The organism is Parasedimentitalea denitrificans, assembly GCF_011813015.1.
Lineage (GTDB): Bacteria > Pseudomonadota > Alphaproteobacteria > Rhodobacterales > Rhodobacteraceae > Parasedimentitalea > Parasedimentitalea denitrificans.
This window is the reverse complement of sequence record NZ_QHLQ01000027.1, coordinates 15,792-36,616: the sequence shown is the minus strand read 5'-3', so window position 1 is coordinate 36,616 and position 20,825 is coordinate 15,792. Positions and strand designations below refer to the sequence as shown.

17 protein-coding genes and 1 tRNA gene are annotated in these 20,825 nt (G+C 53.4%); 9 read left to right on the top strand and 9 right to left on the bottom strand.

Annotation, left to right across the window (positions count from 1 at the left end):
- Positions 1-761: 761 nt before the first annotated feature.
- Positions 762-851: transfer RNA gene (locus DL239_RS19075), tRNA-Ser, on the bottom strand.
- A gap of 743 nt (positions 852-1,594) precedes the next feature.
- Between DL239_RS19075 and DL239_RS19070 the strand changes: the two genes are divergently transcribed.
- The 4 genes from DL239_RS19070 (at position 1,595) to DL239_RS19060 (ending at position 5,229) form a co-directional block, all read left to right on the top strand.
- On the top strand, positions 1,595-3,028 hold the full coding sequence (locus DL239_RS19070; protein WP_167685697.1) for a mannose-1-phosphate guanylyltransferase/mannose-6-phosphate isomerase: 1,434 nt from the start codon (positions 1,595-1,597) through the stop codon (positions 3,026-3,028).
- 280 nt (positions 3,029-3,308) lie between these two features.
- Positions 3,309-3,923 carry an NAD-dependent epimerase/dehydratase family protein gene (locus tag DL239_RS21835; protein ID WP_255456311.1) on the top strand — a complete coding sequence of 205 codons (615 nt, stop codon included), beginning with the start codon at positions 3,309-3,311 and terminating at the stop codon, positions 3,921-3,923.
- Entirely contained in the window at positions 3,916-4,290 is a 375-nt protein-coding gene (locus tag DL239_RS21830) for an NAD-dependent epimerase/dehydratase family protein (protein WP_255456310.1), read from the top strand. Before DL239_RS21835 ends, DL239_RS21830 begins: the two co-directional genes overlap by 8 nt.
- A 120-nt stretch (positions 4,291-4,410) precedes the next feature.
- Positions 4,411-5,229 (top strand): WecB/TagA/CpsF family glycosyltransferase, encoded by an 819-nt coding sequence (locus tag DL239_RS19060; RefSeq protein ID WP_167685696.1) that lies wholly within the window; start codon positions 4,411-4,413, stop codon positions 5,227-5,229.
- Positions 5,230-5,245: 16 nt separating this feature from the next.
- Here the strand turns inward: DL239_RS19060 and DL239_RS19055 are convergent, their stop codons facing one another.
- A complete protein-coding gene (locus tag DL239_RS19055; RefSeq protein WP_167685695.1) occupies positions 5,246-6,166 on the bottom strand; it encodes a phage head spike fiber domain-containing protein in 921 nt (306 codons plus the stop codon).
- Positions 6,167-6,169: 3 nt separating this feature from the next.
- A complete protein-coding gene (locus DL239_RS19050) occupies positions 6,170-6,433 on the bottom strand; it encodes a spike base protein, RCAP_Rcc01079 family (protein WP_167685694.1) in 264 nt (87 codons plus the stop codon).
- A gap of 249 nt (positions 6,434-6,682) precedes the next feature.
- On the opposite strand from DL239_RS19050, the gene DL239_RS19045 reads away from it, so the two are divergent.
- The 4 genes from DL239_RS19045 to DL239_RS19030 all read left to right on the top strand — a co-directional run bounded on the left by DL239_RS19045 (position 6,683) and on the right by DL239_RS19030 (position 11,220).
- Complete coding sequence (locus DL239_RS19045) at positions 6,683-7,627, top strand: glycosyltransferase family 2 protein (protein WP_167685693.1); 945 nt, start codon at positions 6,683-6,685, stop codon at positions 7,625-7,627.
- 191 nt (positions 7,628-7,818) lie between these two features.
- Positions 7,819-9,036, top strand: coding sequence for a lipopolysaccharide biosynthesis protein (locus DL239_RS19040; protein ID WP_206188536.1), 1,218 nt, complete (start codon positions 7,819-7,821; stop codon positions 9,034-9,036).
- Positions 9,033-9,998 carry a sulfotransferase family protein gene (locus DL239_RS19035; protein ID WP_167685691.1) on the top strand — a complete coding sequence of 322 codons (966 nt, stop codon included), beginning with the start codon at positions 9,033-9,035 and terminating at the stop codon, positions 9,996-9,998. Before DL239_RS19040 ends, DL239_RS19035 begins: the two co-directional genes overlap by 4 nt.
- A complete protein-coding gene (locus DL239_RS19030; RefSeq protein ID WP_206188535.1) occupies positions 9,985-11,220 on the top strand; it encodes a hypothetical protein in 1,236 nt (411 codons plus the stop codon). The genes DL239_RS19035 and DL239_RS19030 overlap by 14 nt, the downstream gene beginning before the upstream one ends.
- A gap of 43 nt (positions 11,221-11,263) precedes the next feature.
- Here DL239_RS19030 and DL239_RS19025 read toward each other — a convergent pair whose 3' ends face one another.
- From DL239_RS19025 to DL239_RS19000, 6 genes are all read right to left on the bottom strand, one after another.
- On the bottom strand, positions 11,264-12,331 hold the full coding sequence (locus tag DL239_RS19025; RefSeq protein WP_167685689.1) for an ABC transporter ATP-binding protein: 1,068 nt from the start codon (positions 12,329-12,331) through the stop codon (positions 11,264-11,266).
- A gap of 46 nt (positions 12,332-12,377) precedes the next feature.
- On the bottom strand, positions 12,378-14,117 hold the full coding sequence (locus DL239_RS19020) for an ABC transporter permease (protein ID WP_167685688.1): 1,740 nt from the start codon (positions 14,115-14,117) through the stop codon (positions 12,378-12,380).
- A gap of 114 nt (positions 14,118-14,231) precedes the next feature.
- Positions 14,232-15,563, bottom strand: a complete 1,332-nt coding sequence (locus tag DL239_RS19015) for an ABC transporter substrate-binding protein (RefSeq protein WP_167685687.1) — start codon at positions 15,561-15,563, stop codon at positions 14,232-14,234.
- 161 nt (positions 15,564-15,724) lie between these two features.
- Positions 15,725-16,984 carry a sigma-54-dependent transcriptional regulator gene (locus DL239_RS21755; protein WP_167685686.1) on the bottom strand — a complete coding sequence of 420 codons (1,260 nt, stop codon included), beginning with the start codon at positions 16,982-16,984 and terminating at the stop codon, positions 15,725-15,727.
- Positions 16,981-18,960 carry an ATP-binding protein gene (locus tag DL239_RS19005; protein WP_206188534.1) on the bottom strand — a complete coding sequence of 660 codons (1,980 nt, stop codon included), beginning with the start codon at positions 18,958-18,960 and terminating at the stop codon, positions 16,981-16,983. Before DL239_RS19005 ends, DL239_RS21755 begins: the two co-directional genes overlap by 4 nt.
- A gap of 23 nt (positions 18,961-18,983) precedes the next feature.
- Positions 18,984-20,300, bottom strand: coding sequence for an ABC transporter substrate-binding protein (locus tag DL239_RS19000; protein WP_167685684.1), 1,317 nt, complete (start codon positions 20,298-20,300; stop codon positions 18,984-18,986).
- Positions 20,301-20,524: 224 nt separating this feature from the next.
- On the opposite strand from DL239_RS19000, the gene DL239_RS18995 reads away from it, so the two are divergent.
- Positions 20,525-20,746: a hypothetical protein gene (locus DL239_RS18995; RefSeq protein ID WP_167685683.1), complete on the top strand. Its 222-nt coding sequence runs from the start codon at positions 20,525-20,527 to the stop codon at positions 20,744-20,746.
- Positions 20,747-20,825 lie beyond the last annotated feature (79 nt).

Here is a 20,825-nt window from a genome sequence, read left to right as displayed (position 1 = left end):
TTCTTGTTCATCTTCACTCCTTAACAGTTACGATGACCCAGAAATCCTCCGTTGTTCAAATCCTCAATTCTGTCCCACAGGTGCTAACGTCAGACACAGGAGGCCCGCTGTGAGGCCATTTCCACAATCCGCTCTATTGAGTGTTCGTAGGCAGCGTTTCGGGGCACTTCGGAGGCCACAGCATCACTAAGATGATCCTGCATGCTGGGCCTGTAGCTGCAAGCTGTCCTCCTGAAGGTCGATAAGATCACGCCTTGGAGTCAACGGTGGATAGCATTCGATGCAGGCATTGTCTTGGCGCTGGGCGCTCTTGCCGTCTCTAGCAAAAAGGGGGGCGCTCCTTTTCAAGAGTGACTTCAAAAAATGGGGTCTAAAGGGGTATCATTGTTCTTAAATGGGTCGCTATCTTCAAGCGCTCCTCCGAGTAGCCTAAGTCGCTCCTAATAACAGAAATCGTCAAAATGAAAGTGAGGCCACTCACCGAGCATGTTCGTGATCATTGGTTAGTCAACACGAGCTTCAGCAAGCGGCATCCGTACCTCCTCGAAAGCCAAGCTTACTTGTTGACGTTCGGAGGTTCTTATTTAGCCCAAGGCTCGCAGTTTGAACCGCCAGATCTTCCAGCCAAGAGACTGAAGGCAAGTGTGGTTGAGTATGTTGCATCGTATGGGGAGATCGTGTGGGGAGATCGTGTGGGGTACGGCTTTTCGACGCCCTCAAAAGGCGTTTACTTTCAACTAGTTGCCGCACTTGTAGGTAAGTGGCGGAGACGAAGGGATTCGAACCCTCGAGACCCTTCCGGGCCTACTCCCTTAGCAGGGGAGCGCCTTCGACCACTCGGCCACGTCTCCGTTGGTCGGTATATGTGTGTCAAACAAGAGAAACAAGGCCGAAAGTCACGGGTAAGTGATTTTTTTAGGTAGGCAGATGTGACCGCGAGTTTGGGAAGAATCTAGCGCCTATCGGGCAGTTCTTTGGCAAGGAAACGGGGGCCTGTTATCTATGCACAAAGGTGCCCAAGAGAAGTTTCCTTCGTTACATCTTGGGCGCAATCACATCCAGAATAGGACGCTCAGCGCACTTGCCGCCGTTCGGAGTGAGTAGTGGGCCACCAGTTCAGTAAACTCAATAACTCCATTCGGAGTTGGACATCCACGACTATGAGTGTAACGGCTCTGAATAAGGCTGGCCTGCTCAAGTGGCATGAAAATGACTGTGAGGCGAATGCAGCTTCTGGTTGAATTGATGGTCATGTTGCTGAAATGCAAATTTGATATGTGGAACGTTTTAGATATCATATCACGAATGGCTTAATAGATTGATATTATTTAGAAAAGCTCAAATTTGCGAGGCGCAGCGCGGTCATGGAAATATTGTAATGGTCGGTAATGACAAAAGCAGTGTAGAGGGTTTTCAAGGGTTATATGTGAATGCGGAGTAGAAAAACAACCCTTGCGTGTTGAACTCAATGCTTGGCGCACTACCCTAAAACTCGGTCTTTGCTCGTCTCTGAGGCTTATTTCGAAGTGATGAGGTCCGGAAGGAACAAGGACTGCAAGAAAGTTACAATCATTGATGTTGAATGGGGCCTACAATGATCTTTCCGGTTTTATTGTGTGGTGGCTCTGGATCTCGGCTGTGGCCGCTCTCTCGCGCGTCGTATCCCAAGCAGTTTGTCCCGTTAGTTGGAGAAGAGACCCTATTCCAGGCCTCGGCACGTCGGGTGAAAGGGGCTGAGTTTGCGGCACCTGTGGTTTTGACAGGATCGGACTTTCGCTTCATCGTGACCGAGCAATTGCAGGAAATCGGAATTGATCCTGGGGCCGTTCTAATTGAGCCTGAAGGGCGCAATACTGCGCCTGCCATTCTGGCAGCAGCGTTTCATCTTAGTGCACAGGACCCGGATGCGGTGATGCTGGTGGCGCCTTCCGATCACGTGGTGCCTAACACGAATGCATTTAGAGCGGCCGTCATGCGTGGGCTTGGTGCTGTACATGCTGGCAAACTTGTGACCTTTGGCATCCAGCCAACAGATCCAAACACCGGCTATGGATATCTTGAGCTCAGCGGTGTTCCGGACGGAACGGGGCGGGCTATGGATCTAAGATCCTTTGCTGAAAAGCCTAACTCAGACCGGGCTCAACAGATGTTTGATGAGGGTAATTTCCTGTGGAACTCCGGTCTCTTTCTTTTCAAAGCAAGAGATATCATTGCAGCCTTTGAGGTGCACGCTCCGAAACTGATGGGGACTGTGAGCCTCGCCGTTGCCGAAGCTCAGAATGATCTAGGTTTTCTACGGTTGGAAATCAACGCTTGGTTAGCAGCAGAAGACATTTCCATTGATTATGCAGTGATGGAAAATACGGATAATCTGGCGGTGGTTCCATTCGATGGCGACTGGTCCGATTTAGGTGGCTGGGATGCTGTGTGGAAAGAAGGCATGGCAGATGCCAATGGTGTCGTAACCTCTGGTTCGGCCACGGCGATTGATTGCAGTCAAACACTGCTACGTTCAGATAGCGCCCAGCTGGAGCTGGTTGGTATCGGCCTAGAGGATGTAATGGTTGTGGCAATGAACGACGCAGTTCTTGTGGCTGATAAGGCGCGTGCACAAGATGTGAAACAGGCTGTCGCGGCGCTCAAAGACAAGGGCGCGTTTCAGGCAACGCAATTGCCGATCGACCACAGGCCTTGGGGTTGGTTTGAGAACCTAGTTGTTGGGGGGCGGTTCCAAGTGAAACGCATTCATGTCCATCCGGGTGCCGCACTTAGCTTGCAAAGCCATTATCACCGCTCTGAGCATTGGATCGTAGTCGAAGGCACCGCACGTGTGACAACCAATGACAATGTCCAAATTCTGACTGAAAACGAGTCTGCCTATATCCCTCTTGGTGCCGTCCATCGAATGGAAAATCCGGGTAAGGTTCCGGTGGTTCTTATCGAGGTGCAAACGGGAGCTTACATAGGGGAGGATGATATCATTCGCTACGAAGACGTCTACTCTCGCGGCCAAGGGGCAAAAGGGTAACAGAAGAGACGCTGGCACAACAGCTCGGTCAGCTTTCAAAGGCGATGTTTACACTTTCGCCCTAGATTGGGTTTCGTGGAGTCTCCTGGTATAATCAAATGATTTCTGAGTGTTGGGGTGGTTTTTGCTCTCATTTATCATTCTTCCAAACGACGGTGATGTACAATGAACACTGAGCAGCGGCAGAGATTCGCGGTCAGACCCTAGTGTTCGATCAGCAATACTTCGATCCGGTTGAGGGTTTCTCACAATACAGGCGTCAAAGGATGCGGAGGAAAAAATGAAAACTGCATTGGTATGTGGGGCTGGGGGGTTTATCGGCGGACACTTGGCCAGGCAGTTAAAGAGAGAAGGGGTCTGGGTTCGCGGTGTGGATCTTAAGTTCCACGAGTATTCAGTCACCGAAGTGGATGACTTCGTCATGGGCGATCTTCGCGAACAGGATTTTGTGCGCTCAATCATAGATCGAAAATTTGATGAGGTTTACCAGCTTGCTGCCGATATGGGCGGCGCCGGATATGTTTTCACCGGAGAGAATGACGCCGATATCATGCATAACTCGGCGCTCATAAACTTAAATGTACTAGAGGCCTGCCGGAACCGAAATATCAAACGCGTCTTCTATAGCTCATCGGCCTGCATGTATCCAGAGCACAACCAGCTGGAGTACAACAATCCGAACTGCGCAGAAGAGAGTGCATACCCGGCCAATCCTGACAGCGAATATGGTTGGGAAAAGCTGTTTTCCGAACGGCTATTTCTTTCGTTCAACCGAAACTACGGGATGGAATGCCGTGTCGCCCGTTTTCATAATATCTTTGGCCCCGAAGGCACGTGGATGGGGGGGCAAGGAAAAAGCACCTGCTGCGATTTGTCGGAAAGTAGGATTGGCTGAAGATGGTGGCGAGATCGAGATTTGGGGTGATGGTCAGCAAACCCGCTCGTTCTTGTACATTGATGAGTGTGTTGAGGGCATTTTACGCCTGACCCGATCTGAGTTCGAAGGGCCGGTGAATATCGGGTCTGATGAAATGATCGCGATCAATGATTTGGCCAAAATGGTTGTAGAGATTTCGGGCAAAGACCTGACTGTGTGTAATATTCCAGGACCGGTTGGTGTCCGAGGGCGAAATTCAGATAACGCGTTGATTGAACAAAAGCTGGCTTGGCGACCAAATGCTCCGCTTCGCGCTGGGATGGAAAGGGTCTACGACTGGATCTCGCTGGAAATCTCCAAGCGGCATAATCTGGGCAGTCTTTAACTTACGGGAGTAAAATTTTCCATGCAAAAGCTGAAGCGACCCGGCCTTGATTGTGTTAGTTTTCCCTGATGCCGAGCGTGCCGCGAATTTTGTTTGGGGGAAACGAAGTAAGGAAAAAACATGCATATGCCATCGTCACAAGGAACACCGATGAACCCGATTTTATCTTACGATGTTTTAGGCTTACCCATCGCCGCTACGTCTTTGCATGAAGCCTCCTCGCAAATTCATGCGTGGAGAAACGACGACACGGGGCGTTACATTGGTGCCCGCGATGTCGCCAGTCTGGTTGCGATGTCCGAGGACCCTGAGTTGCAACAAGTGGCAACTGGTGCTGCCATGAACCTTCCTGATGGAATGCCGATTGTTCTAGTTGGGAAAATGCGTGGGCAAAAAGTCAGCCGCACTTGTGGCCCAGATTTAATGGAAAAGATGCTGCTCGAAAGTGATGAAACGGGGCTGCGTCACTTCTTTTTCGGGGGCAAGAAAGGAGTGGCCGAAGCCTTGCGTGATCGGTTTCTGGCGCGAAACCCCAAAATCCAGGTTGCGGGGTGTTTCAGTCCTCCATTTGGTCAAGTTGCTGCAAAGGATGACGAGCAAACGATCAAGATGCTACGCGACAGTGGTGCCGACGTCGTTTGGGTTGGAATGTCGTCACCTCGTCAAGATCTCTGGATGGCGGAACATGTGGATCGGTTGCCGATGACTTTGATCGGGGTTGGTGCGGCATTTGATTTTCACGCAGGTACTGTGCGTCGCGCGCCGAAATTGATGCAGAAAGCATCGCTAGAGTGGCTTTTCCGTCTAATGAGTGAGCCGCGTCGATTGTGGCGCCGGTATCTTGTCTTGGCGCCTAAATTTGTCTGGCGCGTCGCATTTCAGAGCCGAGCAAACATTGTGAGAGATAGGTCAGCGCAGAGGATACTTCGCCGACAATAACCGGCGAAGTAATTGTCTAAGAGATCTTCAGAGATTGGATCCTTTGACCAGCGAGTGGGGGCAGTTGGTGCCCGGGAGCCAGGGTAATTCCGCTGCGTGTCTCGGTTGGGCTGTCCGCATATCTGATTTCCAGATCATAAACGCCTGACCAATCGTTTAATATTATCTGATCCGCTTGCCGCGTTGTCTCGGCGCCATTGGATAGGATCAAACTGCTGGCTTCGGTGCTCGCCTCGACCTGCGCGCCAAGAACGATGATATCGTCGCCAGTTGTCGCGCTATACGGGCCAATGCCAAGTGTTCCACTGGTTGCATTGTCAGAGGGGGTAACGGTGAATTCCACCACGTGAACCGCGCCGATGGTGCTATTTACAACATCTGTGATGGCCCCTGCTGTGCTAACGGATGGCGCGAGGTTTCCAGTTGTGCCGGTAAGCGCAGATTCCACACTCGCAGTAGAGTTTCGCATCACGATGATCGCCTGACCCGAGCTCCCCGAAACATACCAAACCTTGATCCGTATTGGTTTTGCTGCGGTCCAGCCTCCTGTTGAAACGTTTGTACGATGCCATGTCTCTCCACCGCTAGCGGCCCGTACCCCAGGGAACGAACCAAGCGCGTTTTCGGTTAGCTGCGTGAGTGTGCACAACAGATTGGACCATTCGGGTAAACTGGCCACTGCATAGTGAACCAGATTTGTGGCGCTGGGCTCTGCCAGCAGACCTTTTACCAAACCGGTATTGGGGTCATGGTCAAAACGCGGTGCATTGGGGGCTATCACAGTTATATTTCCACTGGCATCAATTCGTGTAGCCTCAGAGGCCTGTGTTACCTGAATTCCTGGATGCAGGCTTGGGCCGAGCAGTGAAATCGTAACCGGAAATTCGCTTGCTTCTGTCTGGCGTTGTCCCAGTTCGGGAATTGAAAAACCTAACATGGCTTAGATCCGGTAGGCATGGATGCCAGCTGCGCTGGTGCCGGTTTCCAGAACCTGTGCGACACCAACCGGCACAATTGAGAAATTGGGCACGGAAAAACTGCGGGTGTCGCCTGTCGCCGTTACAAGCGTCAGGGTGCCGCCGGTTTCCACGTATAGCCCAACGGCTGTAAAGCCTAGGTCGGCTCCATCGTTGGGGACCACCGGAGATATATCACGAGCAGGGCCGCTCAGTGCTGATACGCGATTGCTGAAAGGATTCGACATTTTGGCAAGGTCTCCTGATCTGGGGAAGTTCCAGCTAGACCATCGCGTATATTTCTTACAATTGGCCGATAGCGCCGAACGCTGTTTTGACAAAAGCGCACCATCTGCCGGCCACGACGGATTTTGCGGAACCGTTAAGAATACAGAGATCTACTGTCTATGGGGTAGTAAAGTGCAGGTTGAATAAGTCATCATTTTAAAGGGGCAACGCTGGTTTTCATCAGCCTAGAAAATTGAAACGAGTTTCTGATGCCTGGCACCGCACCTGATGGGTCACAGCTTGGGATTTCGATAGTCACCTCTGCCTGGAATATGCAGGATCTGGTTGGTGACACCATCAGCTCAGTCGTTTCTCAAAAACAGCCCGGTGATCAATATGTCTTTGTCGATGGCGCATCCGAGGATGGAACGCTTGATGTCGCCAAAGGGTTTGGGGACCAAATTGACGTACTGATATCCGAGCCTGACGATGGCCAGTATTACGGCCTTGCCAAAGGTTTCAGACAGGCGACGGGTGATATTCAGGCTTGGATCAACGCTGACGACGTTCTGATGCCATGGGCTTTTTCGGTTGTTCGCGAGGTTTTTAGCCGTTTCCCTGAGGTGGACTGGATTACGGGTTGTCCAAGCTTCCTGTCCAATACCGGGCAAATGACCCGAGTATATGGCAAGCCGCCAGCTTATCCTCGCCATTTTATAGCCAACGGTTGGTATTCCAAAACACTGGGGGCTTACCTGCAGCAAGAGAGCATGTTCTGGCGTCGTAGTCTTTGGGACAAGGTTGGCGGGTTGAACCTGGATCTGTCACTGGCTGCTGATTTCGAGCTGTGGACCCGGTTTGCCCAACATGCAGAATTGGTGCCCGTGGATATCCCGCTGGCTGCGTTCCGTGAACGGCCCGGTGAACAACGATCTTCGGCCGGAGAGGATCGTTACGAACAGGAAGTCGCTTTGGTCTGCGCCGATAAACCACGGGCCAATGGCTTGTGGCGCTTGTTCGCAAATCAGGGGATTACAACAAGGATGATTGCGCGCCTGTTGATCAACAGTACAGGTGCCGCCATCGCCTACAATCGACGGGCGCGTGAGTGGCAAATGACAACTGGTCGCCGCTCCATCGCCCGCCAGTCTGTCGGAACCTTGTTAGAGGAGTGGCGGATGGATCGGCGACAGGCGAGGAAGGCGGGTGAGTAAGTCAATGAACATTTCCAATCTACCTGTTTGTCGGCGTGATAACCACAATATTGCCTGGTGTCCTGAATATGTGATTGGTCGTTATGGTATTTAGCGGATACAGCAATCAGCCCAAAATTCTTGGCCGCGGAGCCGTTCTCTTTTTGCTTCGCTCGTCTCAGTCCGGTTTTGGGATGGCAATTATTGTACTGATGAGCCGTTCGATGGAAGAGGTTTCGTTGGCAGCGGGTTTGCTGCTTTTGTCGTTTACTCTCAGTTCCGGACTTGTCGGGGTGTTGGGGTTTGATGTTGTTATCGTCAAGCTTTTGGGGCGCGATGATCCCCGTAGCGACGTCGCTCGTAAAAACTACGCCGACCTTGCTGCAAGGTTCTTGGGCATTTGGGTGGTCATCGCCCTGATCATAGCCGCGGTGCTATTTTACACCAGAGCAGGGAACTGGGCGTCGGGCATCTCACCGTTTTACGTCTTGGCGTGGTTGTTTTTAGCAGCCCTTCAGGTCTTTCAGTCATCAGTCTTGCTCGCCTTCCACCGGCAATTGGCCTCAGTTTTTTATATGGGTGTGTTTTCAAATTTTCTTGCCCTGTCCGGCATTGCCTGGACTGTGTTCACTGGATCAGAACTAACTGTTGCGGTGTTGGCGCGTGCCTATTTGATTGGGCTCTGCACAAGCATTTTTCTGGGGCAGCTATATATTCACCGTCTTATCGGGTGGGTGCCGCCATATACCACGTTCTGCTCCAACCGCGAGACTGGCCTGCGTCCTCTGGGGACTTCTGCGCTAACAAATGCGCTGTCTATGGTGGTCGTCCAGATGCCTTTCTGGGTGGTGGCTTGGCTAGGGACAAACGCCCAGACTGTAGCCTATGGATTGGTCTTTCGCCTGACGCTGCCACTGGCAATTATCCTGCTGTCTGCGCGCAGCTTGGTCGCTCCTGTGATTTCGCGTGCTTGGCATAGGCAATCGCTCAAAAAGGTCGAACCATACCTAAAGCAGGTGGCAAGCCTGTCGTTGATAACCATGCTGGCGGCGACGTTTTGCCTTCTGATGCTTCACAACTGGCTGTTTGAGGCTGTTTTTGACAAGCCTGACACCAGTAGTTTTGCGACTATGGTGTTTCTACTGGTCGGGCAGTGTTTTCTGGCAGCTTTTGGTCAAGGACAATTGACAATGCGTCTGGCCGATCTACAGACCGCGGCGTTGATCATTGGTCTTGGTACAGCTGCGATTCAAGCCATTAGTGTAGTCGTTCTGTACCACCAATTTGGCATTGTCGGTGTGGGCGCGTCGGTTGCGCTGTATTGTTTTCTGGCCGCCTCGCTGCCCAGTTTGTTGGTTTATCGTGTGCTAGGGGTGAACCTGATGTGCGGAAGCCCGCTGTCGGTATTCAAATCAGGCGCGCGGTTATGACACCAGCGTTTATCTTATCACTGCCTCGCTCTGGCTCGACCCTATTGCAGCGCAAGCTGCTCGAGCACAAAGAAATTGCCACGACTGATGAACCCTGGATTTTGTTGCCGCTGTTGATGAGCCGACAAGAGCACAGTGTCACCGGTATTCATGATCAGACGGTCATGGTGCGTGCGTTGCAGGATTTTACCAACCAACTGCCGAACGGGCGGGCGGACTGGGACGCTGCGGTGCGTGTGTTTGCTGAAGCGCTTTATGCCAAGTCGGCCCCAGCACAGGAACGGTATTTTCTGGACAAGACACCGCGCTATAGTTTGGTTTCCGCCGAGCTTCTGGGCGTATTTCCGGAAGCGCGCTTTATTATTCTTTGGCGCGACCCCGTCGCCATTGTGGCGTCAGTGAACCAAACCTGGGGTCAGGGAAAGTGGGCTGTTCACCGACATGAGGTAGACCTGTTTGCTGGCCTCAAAGGGCTTTGCGATGCGGCTAGCATACTGGGCAGCCGAGCATTTGTGCTGCGGTACGAGGAGCTTTTGGCGGCTCCGGAACAGATGTTGACCACGTTATTTGAATGGCTAGATCTGGATCCTGCGGCACTGAAGAAAGCAGGCGAGAGCAAGGTTTTGGACGGCCAGATGGGAGACCCCAAGCGCCATGGTGACAGCAGAGAAATTCGTGCGGCAGGCAACGGAGATTGGCGAAAGAAGCCACTAAACCCTCTACGCCGTCGTTGGTTGCGGCGGTATCTGGACTGGATCGGTGCCGAGCGGATGTCTCTTATGGGCTATGAACTGGCGGGGTGGAAAAAGGATTTGGCTGCGACACCGACCACATTTCAGCATTTGCCTAGTGATCTTGTGCGCATGTCGTTTGCGCCAGTGTACCGGACAATCGATTATCCAGTACTTCGAAAAAAACTCCGAAATGCGTGGCGAGGTCAGCGAAATTTTGTGCACAAATAAAACAGAGGTCAGTCGAAGTTGGCTGGATGATCTACTGATCATTCTGGTGCTCTTGGTGTCCACCCGGGCTGCCTTTGTTAATTTTGAGAGCGAAGCCACTATCCTGATCTTCCTCGTTTCCGGCATTATTTGGCTATTCAGGGGCGCGCGAATTGTTCCCGCTGCGCTGATATTTGTTACGGTCAGTCTAGTTTGGCTCAGCTTGCATGCCATCCTGCACGACATGACCAACGCAAAGACGTTGGCGGGTCATTTCGTTCGAATTCTGATCGCATTTTTTGTTCTGGGTATTGTGGCGAGGCCGCTGGATGTTTTTGTGAAATGGGTCACGGTATTCTCCTCGGTTGGCTTAGGCCTATTTTTCATTGGGCTGCTGGCTCCGACGCTTACTGAAGTCCTGTACGATGCCACTCCGGCGGTGCTGCAGTTTTCCGGCGGGACTGTTGTTGGTGAACAACTGACTGGGGCCTGGGCGCGGGCCAGTTGGCTTTTTTACATTTTTGCGCCCGAGAGGAGCACCCAGAACCACGGGTTCATGTGGGAACCGGCAGCCTATGCAATGGTTTGTTCCTTTGCTTTGTGGTGCCGGATATTGGCGGGGAGATATCAATTCGACCGGACCAACATCATCTTGCTGTTGGCGATCGCATCAACGGTTTCGACAACCGGTACCGTTGGATTGGCAATCAGTCTTGGTGTCATGCTGCTCCATCGTGGCGTCACAGGCGCGCTTGTGATCCTACTAACGCTTCCGATGGCGCTGGCGTTCTTCTTCAATGCAGATTTCCTTGTTGCCAAAATACTGGCCGAAGTAACCAGTGGATACTCAGTCTATATGCAGTGGGGGTTAAGCCGGTCGGCCAGTTTTCAGCTCGATATGCAGAGTTTACGTCATGCACTCATACTGGGGAATGGCATCGTAGTAGAGGCAAGTGACACCTTGCTTTTCCGTCTGCCCTCAAACAACGGGTTTTCGGATTATTTGGCACGTCACGGACTTGTGATGTCGGCTTACTTGGCAGGTATCTTTATGCTCGGAACCTACAAGCAGTTTCGCGTCGGTTTGCTTAAGGTTCTTTGCTTTTGCGCTGTCGTGTTTTTGTTTGCGTGGTCAGAGAAGTTTTTTGAACTGCCTCTGTTCTACCTATTGGCCTTTGCGGGATATTACCGCCGCGAACATGCGGTGTCGCCGCATACTAGTGGCCTTCATTTGATAAGCTGAACCGAGCCAAGCTTTCACAGGCTCGGTTCATTGGTTTTTGGTGTCAGCCAGCGTCAGCAATCATAACTGCTGTTTGCGCATTGACTTGCAGTGCTACGTCACTGCCGATTTCCTGCCAGTCCGCCCCAACGGCGTGGCTTTGATCGACGATGATCTCGGACCCGGCGGCCTCGACGATGTAGCGGATCTGGCTGCCCAGGAATTCGCGGTGCAAAACCTTGCCGTTGATCGTGTCACCGTTGCCGCTGGCCGAGATAGTGATGTTCTGCGGGCGCAGAACAATCGAGCCAGAGGTGACATCGGTTGATCCAATTGGCAGGGCGTCGCCGGTGTTGGTCACGAAACGCATCTGTTCGCCGGATTTTTCAACCTTGCCGTTCAGCACGTTTGCGGTGCCAAGGAAGTTGGCCACAAACAGGTTCTGAGGGTTGTCATACAGCACCTGAGGTGAGCCGACCTGCTGGATTACGCCGCCATCCAGAACCGCCATGCGATCGGATGTGGTGTTCGCCTCTTCCTGGTCGTGGGTCACGAAGATGGTGGTCAGGCCCAGCTTGCGCTGTAGGGACAACAGTTCACGCCGCATCTGAACACGCAGGTTGGCGTCCAGGTTCGACAGCGGCTCATCCAGCAGCAGAACCTGAGGCTCCACAACCACGGTTCGCGCCAGGGCGATCCGTTGTTGCTGACCACCGGACAGTTGGTTTGGCATCCGGTCTGCCAAATGGCTCAGACCCACCAGATCCAATGCTGCATCAACCCGAGGGCCGATCTCGTTGCGCGGCATTTTGCGTTCACGCAGGCCAAAGGCGACGTTGTCACGCACGCTCAGGTGAGGCCACAGCGCGTAGCTTTGGAATACCATGCCGACGTTGCGTTTCCACGGCGGCAGATCGACGATGTCCTTGCCACCGATCTTGATGGCGCCGCTGGGACGTGGACCAAAGCCTGCGATTGCTCGCAGCAGGGTGGACTTACCTGACCCTGACGGGCCTAGGAAGGCAAAGAACTCACCCGGTTCGATTTTCAGGTTTACCCCTGTCAGAACCTCTGTGTTGCCAAACGAGAGATGGACGTTCTCAATTTCAATACCGACCATTTGCTGTTTCATGTTCGATCTCCTGCCCGCATGGGGGACTTGTTGAATGGTTTGAACATCACTGTTCTTGTCCGCTCATGCGGTATTTTTTGTCGCGCTCGACGACCATTTGCGAAAGGAAGGTTCCCAATCCGACGATCAGCACCGCAACCAGACCCAATGCAGCCCCTGCACCACGACCCGATGGCGTCTGCATGAACAGGTAGATGCCATAGGCAAGTGGTGCGTCACTGTCCGAGGAAACCAGCATGATGGTTGCCGAGAGCTCGACCGCGGCGGTGGCAAAGCTGGTGACAAAGCCAGCCAGAATGCCGCCTGTCATCAGTGGGACCACGATCTTTTTCACTGTGCGGGCCTTGCTGGCGCCGAGGTTTTCGGCTGCTTCTTCCAGCGAGACGCTGACCTGCTGCAGGGCAGCGGTACAGGCACGCAGGGCATAGGGCAGGCGACGGATCATCAGGGCCAGAGCAATGATCACCCACCAGCTTGCCATAGGCTCGCCGCTAAATGGCACTTCCATACCGTGGAACAGACGCAGATAGCCGATACCCAGAACAACACCCGGAACAGCCAGAGCGGCGGTTGCCAGATAGTCCAGTGCCTTGCGGCCAAAGATCTTGGTGCGCATTACGATATAGGCAATGGCTGTACCGATGATGATATCGGCCACAGCCGCCAGACCAGCGTAGATCACGGTATTGGTGATGTATTCACCGGACGAGTTCCACATGGTGACAAAGTTCTGCATCGTGTAACCGTCGGGCAGCGGCGCATAGGACCAGATGGTGGCAAAGGACAGCAGGGTCAAACCGATGTGGGGTGACAGGACCGCCAGCAGGATCATTGCGACAACGCCATAGGCCATGATCTTTTCGTGGGTGCGCAGGTCACGCTTGCTCAGACCGCCGCCACCTTTTTGAACAGTGGAGTAGTCTTTGCCGCGCATGAACAGGAACGAAGCCCAGAGCGAGAAGATCGAGAACATCACCAGGATGAACGAGATCACATAGCCCATCGGGTCGCTGATGCCGATTGACGAGATCCGCAGGAACGCCTGTGGTGCCAGCATGTTGTTGACGTTCAACAGCAACGGTGTGCCGAGATCATCGAACACCTTGATGAACACAAGCGCCGCACCAGCGATATAGCCGGGCATCGCCAGCGGGAACACAACCCGGCGGAACAGGCGCATGCCGTAAGAGCCTAGGTTCTGGGCTGCTTCTTCCATTGACCGGTCGATGTTGCGCAACGAGGTCGACAGGTTGATCAGGATGAAGGGGAAGTAGTGAATACTCTGCACCAGGATTACGCCGTTCAAACCGTCCATGAACGGGATCGAGACGCCGAACTTTTCCTTCAAAAGCAGGTTGATGGTGCCGTTGCGGCCAAAGATCAACTGCATCGCAACCGCGCCGACAAAGGGCGGCATGATCAGCGGGATAAAACCCAGTGACTGGATGACCATCGATCCGGCAAAGTTAAAGCGGGTGGTGATATAGGCTAGCGGCAAGGCGATGATTGTGGCTACGACCACAGACATCGCAGAGACGTAAAATGAATTCCAGAAGCTTTCTCGGAAGAGCGAGGAGCCAAAGAAATCCTGAAAGTTGTTGAGCGTAAGAGCTCCGGTGTTCGGGTCCTGAAACGCAACATAGATCACCAGCAAAACTGGGATGATCAGCAGGCCAATCAGGAGGAGGGCGATCAGCAGGGCGACCATGCCCAATCCGCTGACGCGCGGAAATAAGGCCGAGGGTAATTTGTCGGCTAAAGAGCCGGGGCGAGAAGTGTCGGACATTGGGGTTCTTCCGTTGTCAAAACTGACGAATACGTGGTCCCTGCAAGCTGGGGGAGAAGCCGCTTGCAGGGATTGGTGTTGGCACGGGCCGAGGGGGCCCGTGCCAGGTGCGCCTTACATTGCGGCGGCTTTCTCAGCGAGTTCCTGGGCACGACGGTAGTTTTCAACAACCATGGTATCCCAGCCTTGCTCAACCTGTGCCTGACGTTCGCCTACAGTGTCAGTCACTTTCTTGCGCTTCTTGGTAAAGGTAGCTGCGAAATCAGCGTCGAGGCTCTGGGCTTCGTCGATTGGGTTGGCTTCGATCAATGCACGGGCTTCGGCGATCAATGCCTTGGCTTCGGCGTTGTCACCCGTCGCATGCTTGGCTTCGGCCAACTGTACGGCACGTACGGCAGAACGCAGGTCGTCCAGACGGTAGGTGATCATCACGTCGAACATCGAGTTCACGAGGTTGTAGCGTGCCTTGGATTTGAACACGTCAAATTCAACGGCAGCACCAATGGTCGAGCCTTCGGCGAACGGGTTCGGGAAGCCTTTTGGAGCAGCTTCATATGTTGCCGGGTTAACAGGCAGACGCATGATGGCTGGGTCCAGCAGAACCTCTTGGCCAGCTGGTGTCAGCAGGTATTCGATAAAGGCACGGGCGCCGTCGCCGTTTGGTGCTTCGTTGACCACAGCGATGTTGGCCGGAACCAGAGCAGTCACTGTTGGGTATGCGAAATCAACCGGGAAGCCCGACGCTTTGGACGAGAAGCCAAAGAAATCGATCACGATGCCGAGGCCAAAGTTACCTGTGTTGACGCCATCAGGAACACCAAAGCTGCGCTCTGTGACGGTGGCAAAGTTACCAGCGATCCATTTCCATTCAGCCCAGCCTTTGTCCCAGCCTTCGCCTTGCAGCAGGGTTTCAACGGTCAGGTGAGTGGTGCCCGAACGCGATGGAGCAGACATGCCAACGTGGCCGTGGTATTCAGGGTTCTTCAGGTCAGACCATTCTTTGGCTGGCTCAAGATCGTTGCCCTTCAGGTAACGCTCGTTCCACATGATGCCGTAACCAGCAGCCGCAAAACCGATGTATTTCCCATCAGGATCGTTGATCGGGTAGGAGCCGATTGTGTCAGGAATGCCGGTTGAAGTTACACTGGCGGTTGCAAGAAGATTGTCGCCCTTCAGAACTTCGAACGCGTCAGGCGCAGAGGCCCAGAAAACGTCGGCAGTGTTGGCGCCGGCCAGTTCCTGGATGTATTTTACACCAGCCGAGGTTTTCTTGTTCAGGATCTCAAGATCGACGCCTGGATTTGCGGCTTCAAATGCTGCCTCAATCGGGCCAGTCATGGAGTTAGGGAACGAAGTGATAACCACCACTTTGTCCGCAGCCATGGCCATGGTCGAAGTTGTTGCAAGAAGTGCGGCAGCAAGGGTGCCGCGTACATAAGAATTCATTTTATTCCTCCCAGAATGAAACCCGGCAGGAAAAAACACCACCGGATAGGCTAAAAGATGCCGACGGTTGGTGTCTTGTCAAATATTTGAATAGATTGAATTTTTTTGGGAAAATGGGTCAATATTGACCCGCTATTTGGGTCGGAATTGACCCGAAATCATCAGTCCAGGCCTAGTGTCTTTAGCCGTAGGTACAGGCGCTTTCTAGGAATGCCCAGCGACTCGGCAGCTAGTCCCTTGCGTCCTCCGGCCTGCATGAGGGCATGGCGCAGTAAGGCTTTTTCAAACCGACCCATGGCGTCGTCATAGCTTTCACCTTCGCCAAATGGGGCCTTCGCCTCGGATGTTCCAGGGGTCAGCGCCAGAGGTAGACCAATCACCATTTTCTCAGCGGCATTGCGCAGTTCGCGGACGTTGCCTGGCCAACTGTGGACCCGCAGCGGGTTGAGCATATCTTGGGTGATTTCCGGTAGCTTAAGCTGGTGGCGTGCGGCAGCGTCACGGATAAAGAATTCGAGCAGGACAAACAGGTCATTCTCGCGTTCTGTCAGGGGCGGTAGAATGATCTGGGCAACGTTGATGCGATAGTACAGATCAGCACGCAGACGGCCTTCGGCGATCAGCTGAGCGGGGTCGCTTTTTAGGGCTGCGATGATACGTGGGCCATTGCTGTCGCGTGTCTCGATCAGCGCCAGAAGGCGCAGTTGCAGCGGTTCGGGCAGGGCCTCAAGTTCGTCGAGAAACAGAGTACTGCCGTCAGTAGAAGTCAGCTTGACCTCGATGGAATTTTGCCAGTTACCATCCGACAGCATCCCGCAATTCACGGTCTCAAATGGTGAGTCAGAGTGGGGCGATAGATCGTGAATGCTCTGGGCCGTCAGTTCTTTACCGGTTCCGGTCTCGCCAAGCAGCAGAACGTCGATCTTAAGTGGTGCAACGGCCAGAATCTCTTTGCGCAGGGCCTTCATGACCTTTGACCGACCAATCAACCTTGATTTTAAGGCTCCACCATCAGCAACCAGGGTTTTCAGGTTCGAGTTCTCAATCTGAAGCCGCCGCATTTCCAGCGCCCGGCGTACGACGTCGACCAAATACTCGGGGCGGGCCGGTTTCTCTAGGAAATCAAAGGCCCCAGCCTTCATCGCGTTTGTTGCAGTTTGTACATCGCCATGCCCGGTGATCATGACAAATGGTATTTCTGGAAATTGATCGCGCGCTGCGTGCAGAAACTCCATTCCACCCATGCCGGGCATGCGAATGTCTGAAACCACAATACCGGGCCATTCCGGGTTCAGCTTGGCCAGTGCGGGGCTTGCCGACGAAAAACCCTCGGCGGGCAATCCGGCGTCCTCTAAGGTGTCAAGAACGGCATCGCGAAGATCCTCGTCATCGTCGACAATATAGACTAGGGGCTCTGTCACGAATTTAGATCTCCGGCTGGAAGAGTCAGAATGGCACGGGTGCCTTGCGGAGAGTTGCTCGCCAGCTTTAGGTCCCCACCCATTCCCTTAACTATGTTGTAAGAGATTGACAAACCTAGCCCCAAACCCTCGCCGACTTCCTTGGAGGTCACGAAGGGATCAAATGCTTTGCCTGGGTCCATGTCGCCCAAACCGATCCCATCATCTGCAACAACTACTGAATACTTTCCGTCTTCTTTTGTGCCCTTTACGCTGATCTGACCGGTTTCCCGCCCTGTCGATTTGATGGCGTCCAATGCGTTAGAGAGCAGATTGACAATGACCTGTTCAATCAGGATCTGGTCGCCCAAAACCGTGGCCTGTTCGACAAATTCAGAGACTTCGAATTCAATTCCCGGCGCGTCGATCCGTCCTTTTAGCAACAGCGCGCTTTCCCGGATCAAGGGACCCATTTCCAGAACATCCGTGCGGTAGGTGGATCGCCGTGCAAAACGTTTCAGGTGAGTGATCGTAGCCGCCATCCGGTCGGTCAGCCCGTCCATGCGACCGATTTGACGGCGGACCATTTCATCTGATCCTTTGTCGTATCCCTCGCGCAGGAGGTGAATTCGGTGCTTCATCGCTGCCAGTGGCTGGTTCAATTCGTGGCTGATGCCCGAGGACATTTGTCCAAGCGCCGCGAGCTTCTCGGCCTGAACAAGATCAGCTTGGGTGTGTTTAAGGGTTTCGACAGCACGACGGCGTTCAGCGACTTCGGTGGATAGGCGAGTATAAGCAGCGTCCCGCGCCTGAACAGATTCCTGGAACACACCGACGGCATGTGCCATTTGACCTATTTCATCATCCCCCATACGCGGCAACGGACCGGGGAGGTCACCTCGGGCAATGGAGAGCATTGCTGCCGACATTTCACCAAGCGGATGGACTATTCCCCGGCGGACATACCCAAATAGAGCCACAGCACCAATGAAACCTGCAAGTATTGTCAGCCCGATGAGTACCCGAATTGCCAGCTCAGAACGTTCGACTGATGCCTGAGTCACCGCAAGAACCTGCGCACGCTGTTTGGTGCCAATTCCTGCCAGTTCGGTTTGTAGTTTAGCAAGGCGAGCTTGGACTGCATTTAGCAAGTCCAACAAATGGGCCTGAGTATCCATCCAACTTCCGCGCAGCGTAAACACACCCCTTTCCCCTAACGCCATGGGGCTAAGAGCCTGAACCGATTGCCGCAGTGTCAGGTATTCAGTGGCTTCGGGCAGTGTCACGGCCATGGCGTTAAGTCGGGTCAGGGAATCCTCGGCCAGATTTCGAAACTGGTTCAGTTGGGTTGGCTCAATGACCACCGAACTTTGCACGATAAGAGTAACCAACGTGGCTGCTTCCCCCCCAAGCTCTTGCACCAGATCACGAGAATCTCTTTCGTCGGTAATCCGTTTTGCCAAACGGGTACGAAAGGTTGGGTCGGCGCTTTTGGCCAGGCTGTCAGTGGCAACCGCGATATTAAAGGTGAAATCACTTAGCAGCGGATCGACTTCGTCTTGGATGTCGACGTTCAACCAACGCAGGTCACCAATCCGATCGGTGGTCCGGCGTGCCAAGGTGTCGCGCTCTTCCAGGGCCGTCAGCACGCTGCCCAACAGTTCGCCCAAACCGCGCCCGATAAGTGTTTCGCCGTCGACACCGGCACGATCTACCTGGCCCGAAATCTCAATAATGACCTTTTCCAAGGCCTCTTGTATCTGCCGGTCCTGTTGTCCATCTTGCTGCCCCACAATCGCGGCAGTGATATAGGCTAGCTTAGCAGAGTTTTCAGCCAGTTCGCTGGCCAGCGCGATACGGGGGATATGCTCGTCAGCCAGCGTTGCATAATCATCAGTAACCTGGTTGAAAAACACAATCGCCACTGCCAATACGGCCCAGACAATCGTGACAATAGCAAGCACCACAACCATAAGACGGGCCCAGATACTTGGCATCCACCGGTTAGCAAAGTTTACGATCATTCAGAATAGTCCGCCAGCCGTTCAAGTTCATCCAATAGCACCCTTGCGCTCTGGATGGATGCGGTTGCGCGTGTGCGCCAATGTTCAAGCACATCCTGTTGAAGATCGGTAGGAGCCGAGAAGGCAGTGACACGGGTTGGAACAGCATTGATACCTTGGGTTATCGCCTCCGCTTCGGTCACTGGCAACATGATGAGTAGTTTTTTCACCTCGGGCAATCGCACCAAAAGTTCCGGATCTCCGAACCCCTCCAAACGGCGTACTCTGCGCCAGGCGTCTTGTCGTTCCTCAAGCTGGAAGGTGACGAATTCGTCAAATAGCGTGTTCACCGCCCAATAGCGATCCCGAGCCAAAAGCGCGTCATAGGGTAACCAGTTGACCTTTAGCGCGGCTTCTATTTGTTGGGCGGCAGGACCCGCCTTGGCACGGATCTCAGCATTGATTGGGATCCGCTGGATGTCTGGGCGCAACAAAATCTCTTGCCCCTCGGGCGACAAAACCATTCCAACAAACCCCGCCGCAAGATCTGACGATTGACCACCACGTAGAATGCCTATCTGGGCCGGCATCACCATAACTGGCCTTCCATAGCGGAATGTCAGGCCGTCATCGGCCCGTGATAAGGCGAGAAAATCAATGCTGATGCCAATCTCAAAGCGTTGCTTTTCGATTCCGTCGATCACACCGAAACTGCGCGAAGTCAACGTTGACAAGTTTCCCGACAGCTCAAGAAGATAGGCCCAGCCTCCCTCCCAACCACGCACCTGTAGAAAGCGTTCGACAAACATATGAGTCGTGCCGGATCGCGAGGGCCGCGTCATAGCGATTGCTCCGACATACTCTGGGTGCAGTAGATCATCCCACTCGTTGGGGCTGGGCACATGAGAATCGTGCTTTTGCGCCCAGCCAATGGACGACAGCGCAAACGGATAAAATGCTGCTCCGCTCCGTTGGGTTGGCTGCCAAGCGGTGTCGGTAGCTGTGTCAGGTCGAAATGCACCATGTGCATTGAGAACAGCAAATGCTTCCGCTGATGAAACCCAGAAAATATCAAAGCCGCGCGAATTTCCGCGCACGATTTCTTCTACACCTGCATTTGTATTCTTGTTCAGAACATTCACGGTGACCCCGGGATTGGCCTGTTCGAACAGTTCGGCAAATGGTTTGAACAGAGAGGCGGGCATGGATGTTAGAATTCGCAGCTCGCGGGCTGTGGCCGGATTAGCCGTCAAAAGAACCGTCAGCATGCACCATGCTTGGATAGCTATACATAGCTTAGCCTTTGCGGCTGCAATGTGTCTCAGTTTCTCCATGGGCCTCTCCTTATGTTCTTAAACAATAACAAGAATGCCGATCGAAAGGTATCGTCTCCTCAAGACAATATTTTTCGCAGGCCAACTCCATCTTTTACTGGGTCCATTAAGCGAACATTATTATGATTCAGCGATACTGCCCAAGAAGCAGAGGGCAGGGGACGTGTCCTTTGTCGCCAAAAGCAAGCGGTTCGCTTGCTGTAGCCAAAAGGATAACAAGAGATATGCCGCATAGCGAATTCAAAAGACCCTTCGGGTTCGAAGGCGTGCAGACTGATCCGGAAGAAAGCTATCGCGCTGGGTATCAGCACGGTACCCGCGAAATGTTGCGCTTCTTAGAGGCCAACAATACACCCGGGCTAGAGCGTGTAAAAGATTGGATCAATACAGATCTGGGCAATTGGCGCCATGACACTCAGGCTGAGCCTATTCCGCCGAAATTGTAAATTACCTAACTATTTTCGCGCTTCAAGCCTTCTAGGCTGATTGGCACAGTAAGTGGCTGAAATCGCGCGAAAAATCGCG

What these genes read in the sequence shown, in the direction of transcription:
- DL239_RS19005 (WP_206188534.1), bottom strand. Translation starts at nt 18,960, where the DNA reads ATGCCAAGTATCTGGGCCCGTCTTATGGTTGTGGTGCTTGCTATTGTC.
- DL239_RS21835 (WP_255456311.1), top strand. Translation starts at nt 3,309, where the DNA reads ATGAAAACTGCATTGGTATGTGGGGCTGGGGGGTTTATCGGCGGACAC.
- DL239_RS19020 (WP_167685688.1), bottom strand. Translation starts at nt 14,117, where the DNA reads ATGTCCGACACTTCTCGCCCCGGCTCTTTAGCCGACAAATTACCCTCG.
- DL239_RS19040 (WP_206188536.1), top strand. Translation starts at nt 7,819, where the DNA reads ATGAGCCGTTCGATGGAAGAGGTTTCGTTGGCAGCGGGTTTGCTGCTT.
- DL239_RS19055 (WP_167685695.1), bottom strand. Translation starts at nt 6,166, where the DNA reads ATGTTAGGTTTTTCAATTCCCGAACTGGGACAACGCCAGACAGAAGCA.
- DL239_RS19015 (WP_167685687.1), bottom strand. Translation starts at nt 15,563, where the DNA reads ATGAATTCTTATGTACGCGGCACCCTTGCTGCCGCACTTCTTGCAACA.
- DL239_RS18995 (WP_167685683.1), top strand. Translation starts at nt 20,525, where the DNA reads ATGCCGCATAGCGAATTCAAAAGACCCTTCGGGTTCGAAGGCGTGCAG.
- DL239_RS19050 (WP_167685694.1), bottom strand. Translation starts at nt 6,433, where the DNA reads ATGTCGAATCCTTTCAGCAATCGCGTATCAGCACTGAGCGGCCCTGCT.
- DL239_RS19060 (WP_167685696.1), top strand. Translation starts at nt 4,411, where the DNA reads ATGCATATGCCATCGTCACAAGGAACACCGATGAACCCGATTTTATCT.
- DL239_RS19035 (WP_167685691.1), top strand. Translation starts at nt 9,033, where the DNA reads ATGACACCAGCGTTTATCTTATCACTGCCTCGCTCTGGCTCGACCCTA.
- DL239_RS19000 (WP_167685684.1), bottom strand. Translation starts at nt 20,300, where the DNA reads ATGGAGAAACTGAGACACATTGCAGCCGCAAAGGCTAAGCTATGTATA.
- DL239_RS19045 (WP_167685693.1), top strand. Translation starts at nt 6,683, where the DNA reads ATGCCTGGCACCGCACCTGATGGGTCACAGCTTGGGATTTCGATAGTC.
- DL239_RS19025 (WP_167685689.1), bottom strand. Translation starts at nt 12,331, where the DNA reads ATGAAACAGCAAATGGTCGGTATTGAAATTGAGAACGTCCATCTCTCG.
- DL239_RS19070 (WP_167685697.1), top strand. Translation starts at nt 1,595, where the DNA reads ATGATCTTTCCGGTTTTATTGTGTGGTGGCTCTGGATCTCGGCTGTGG.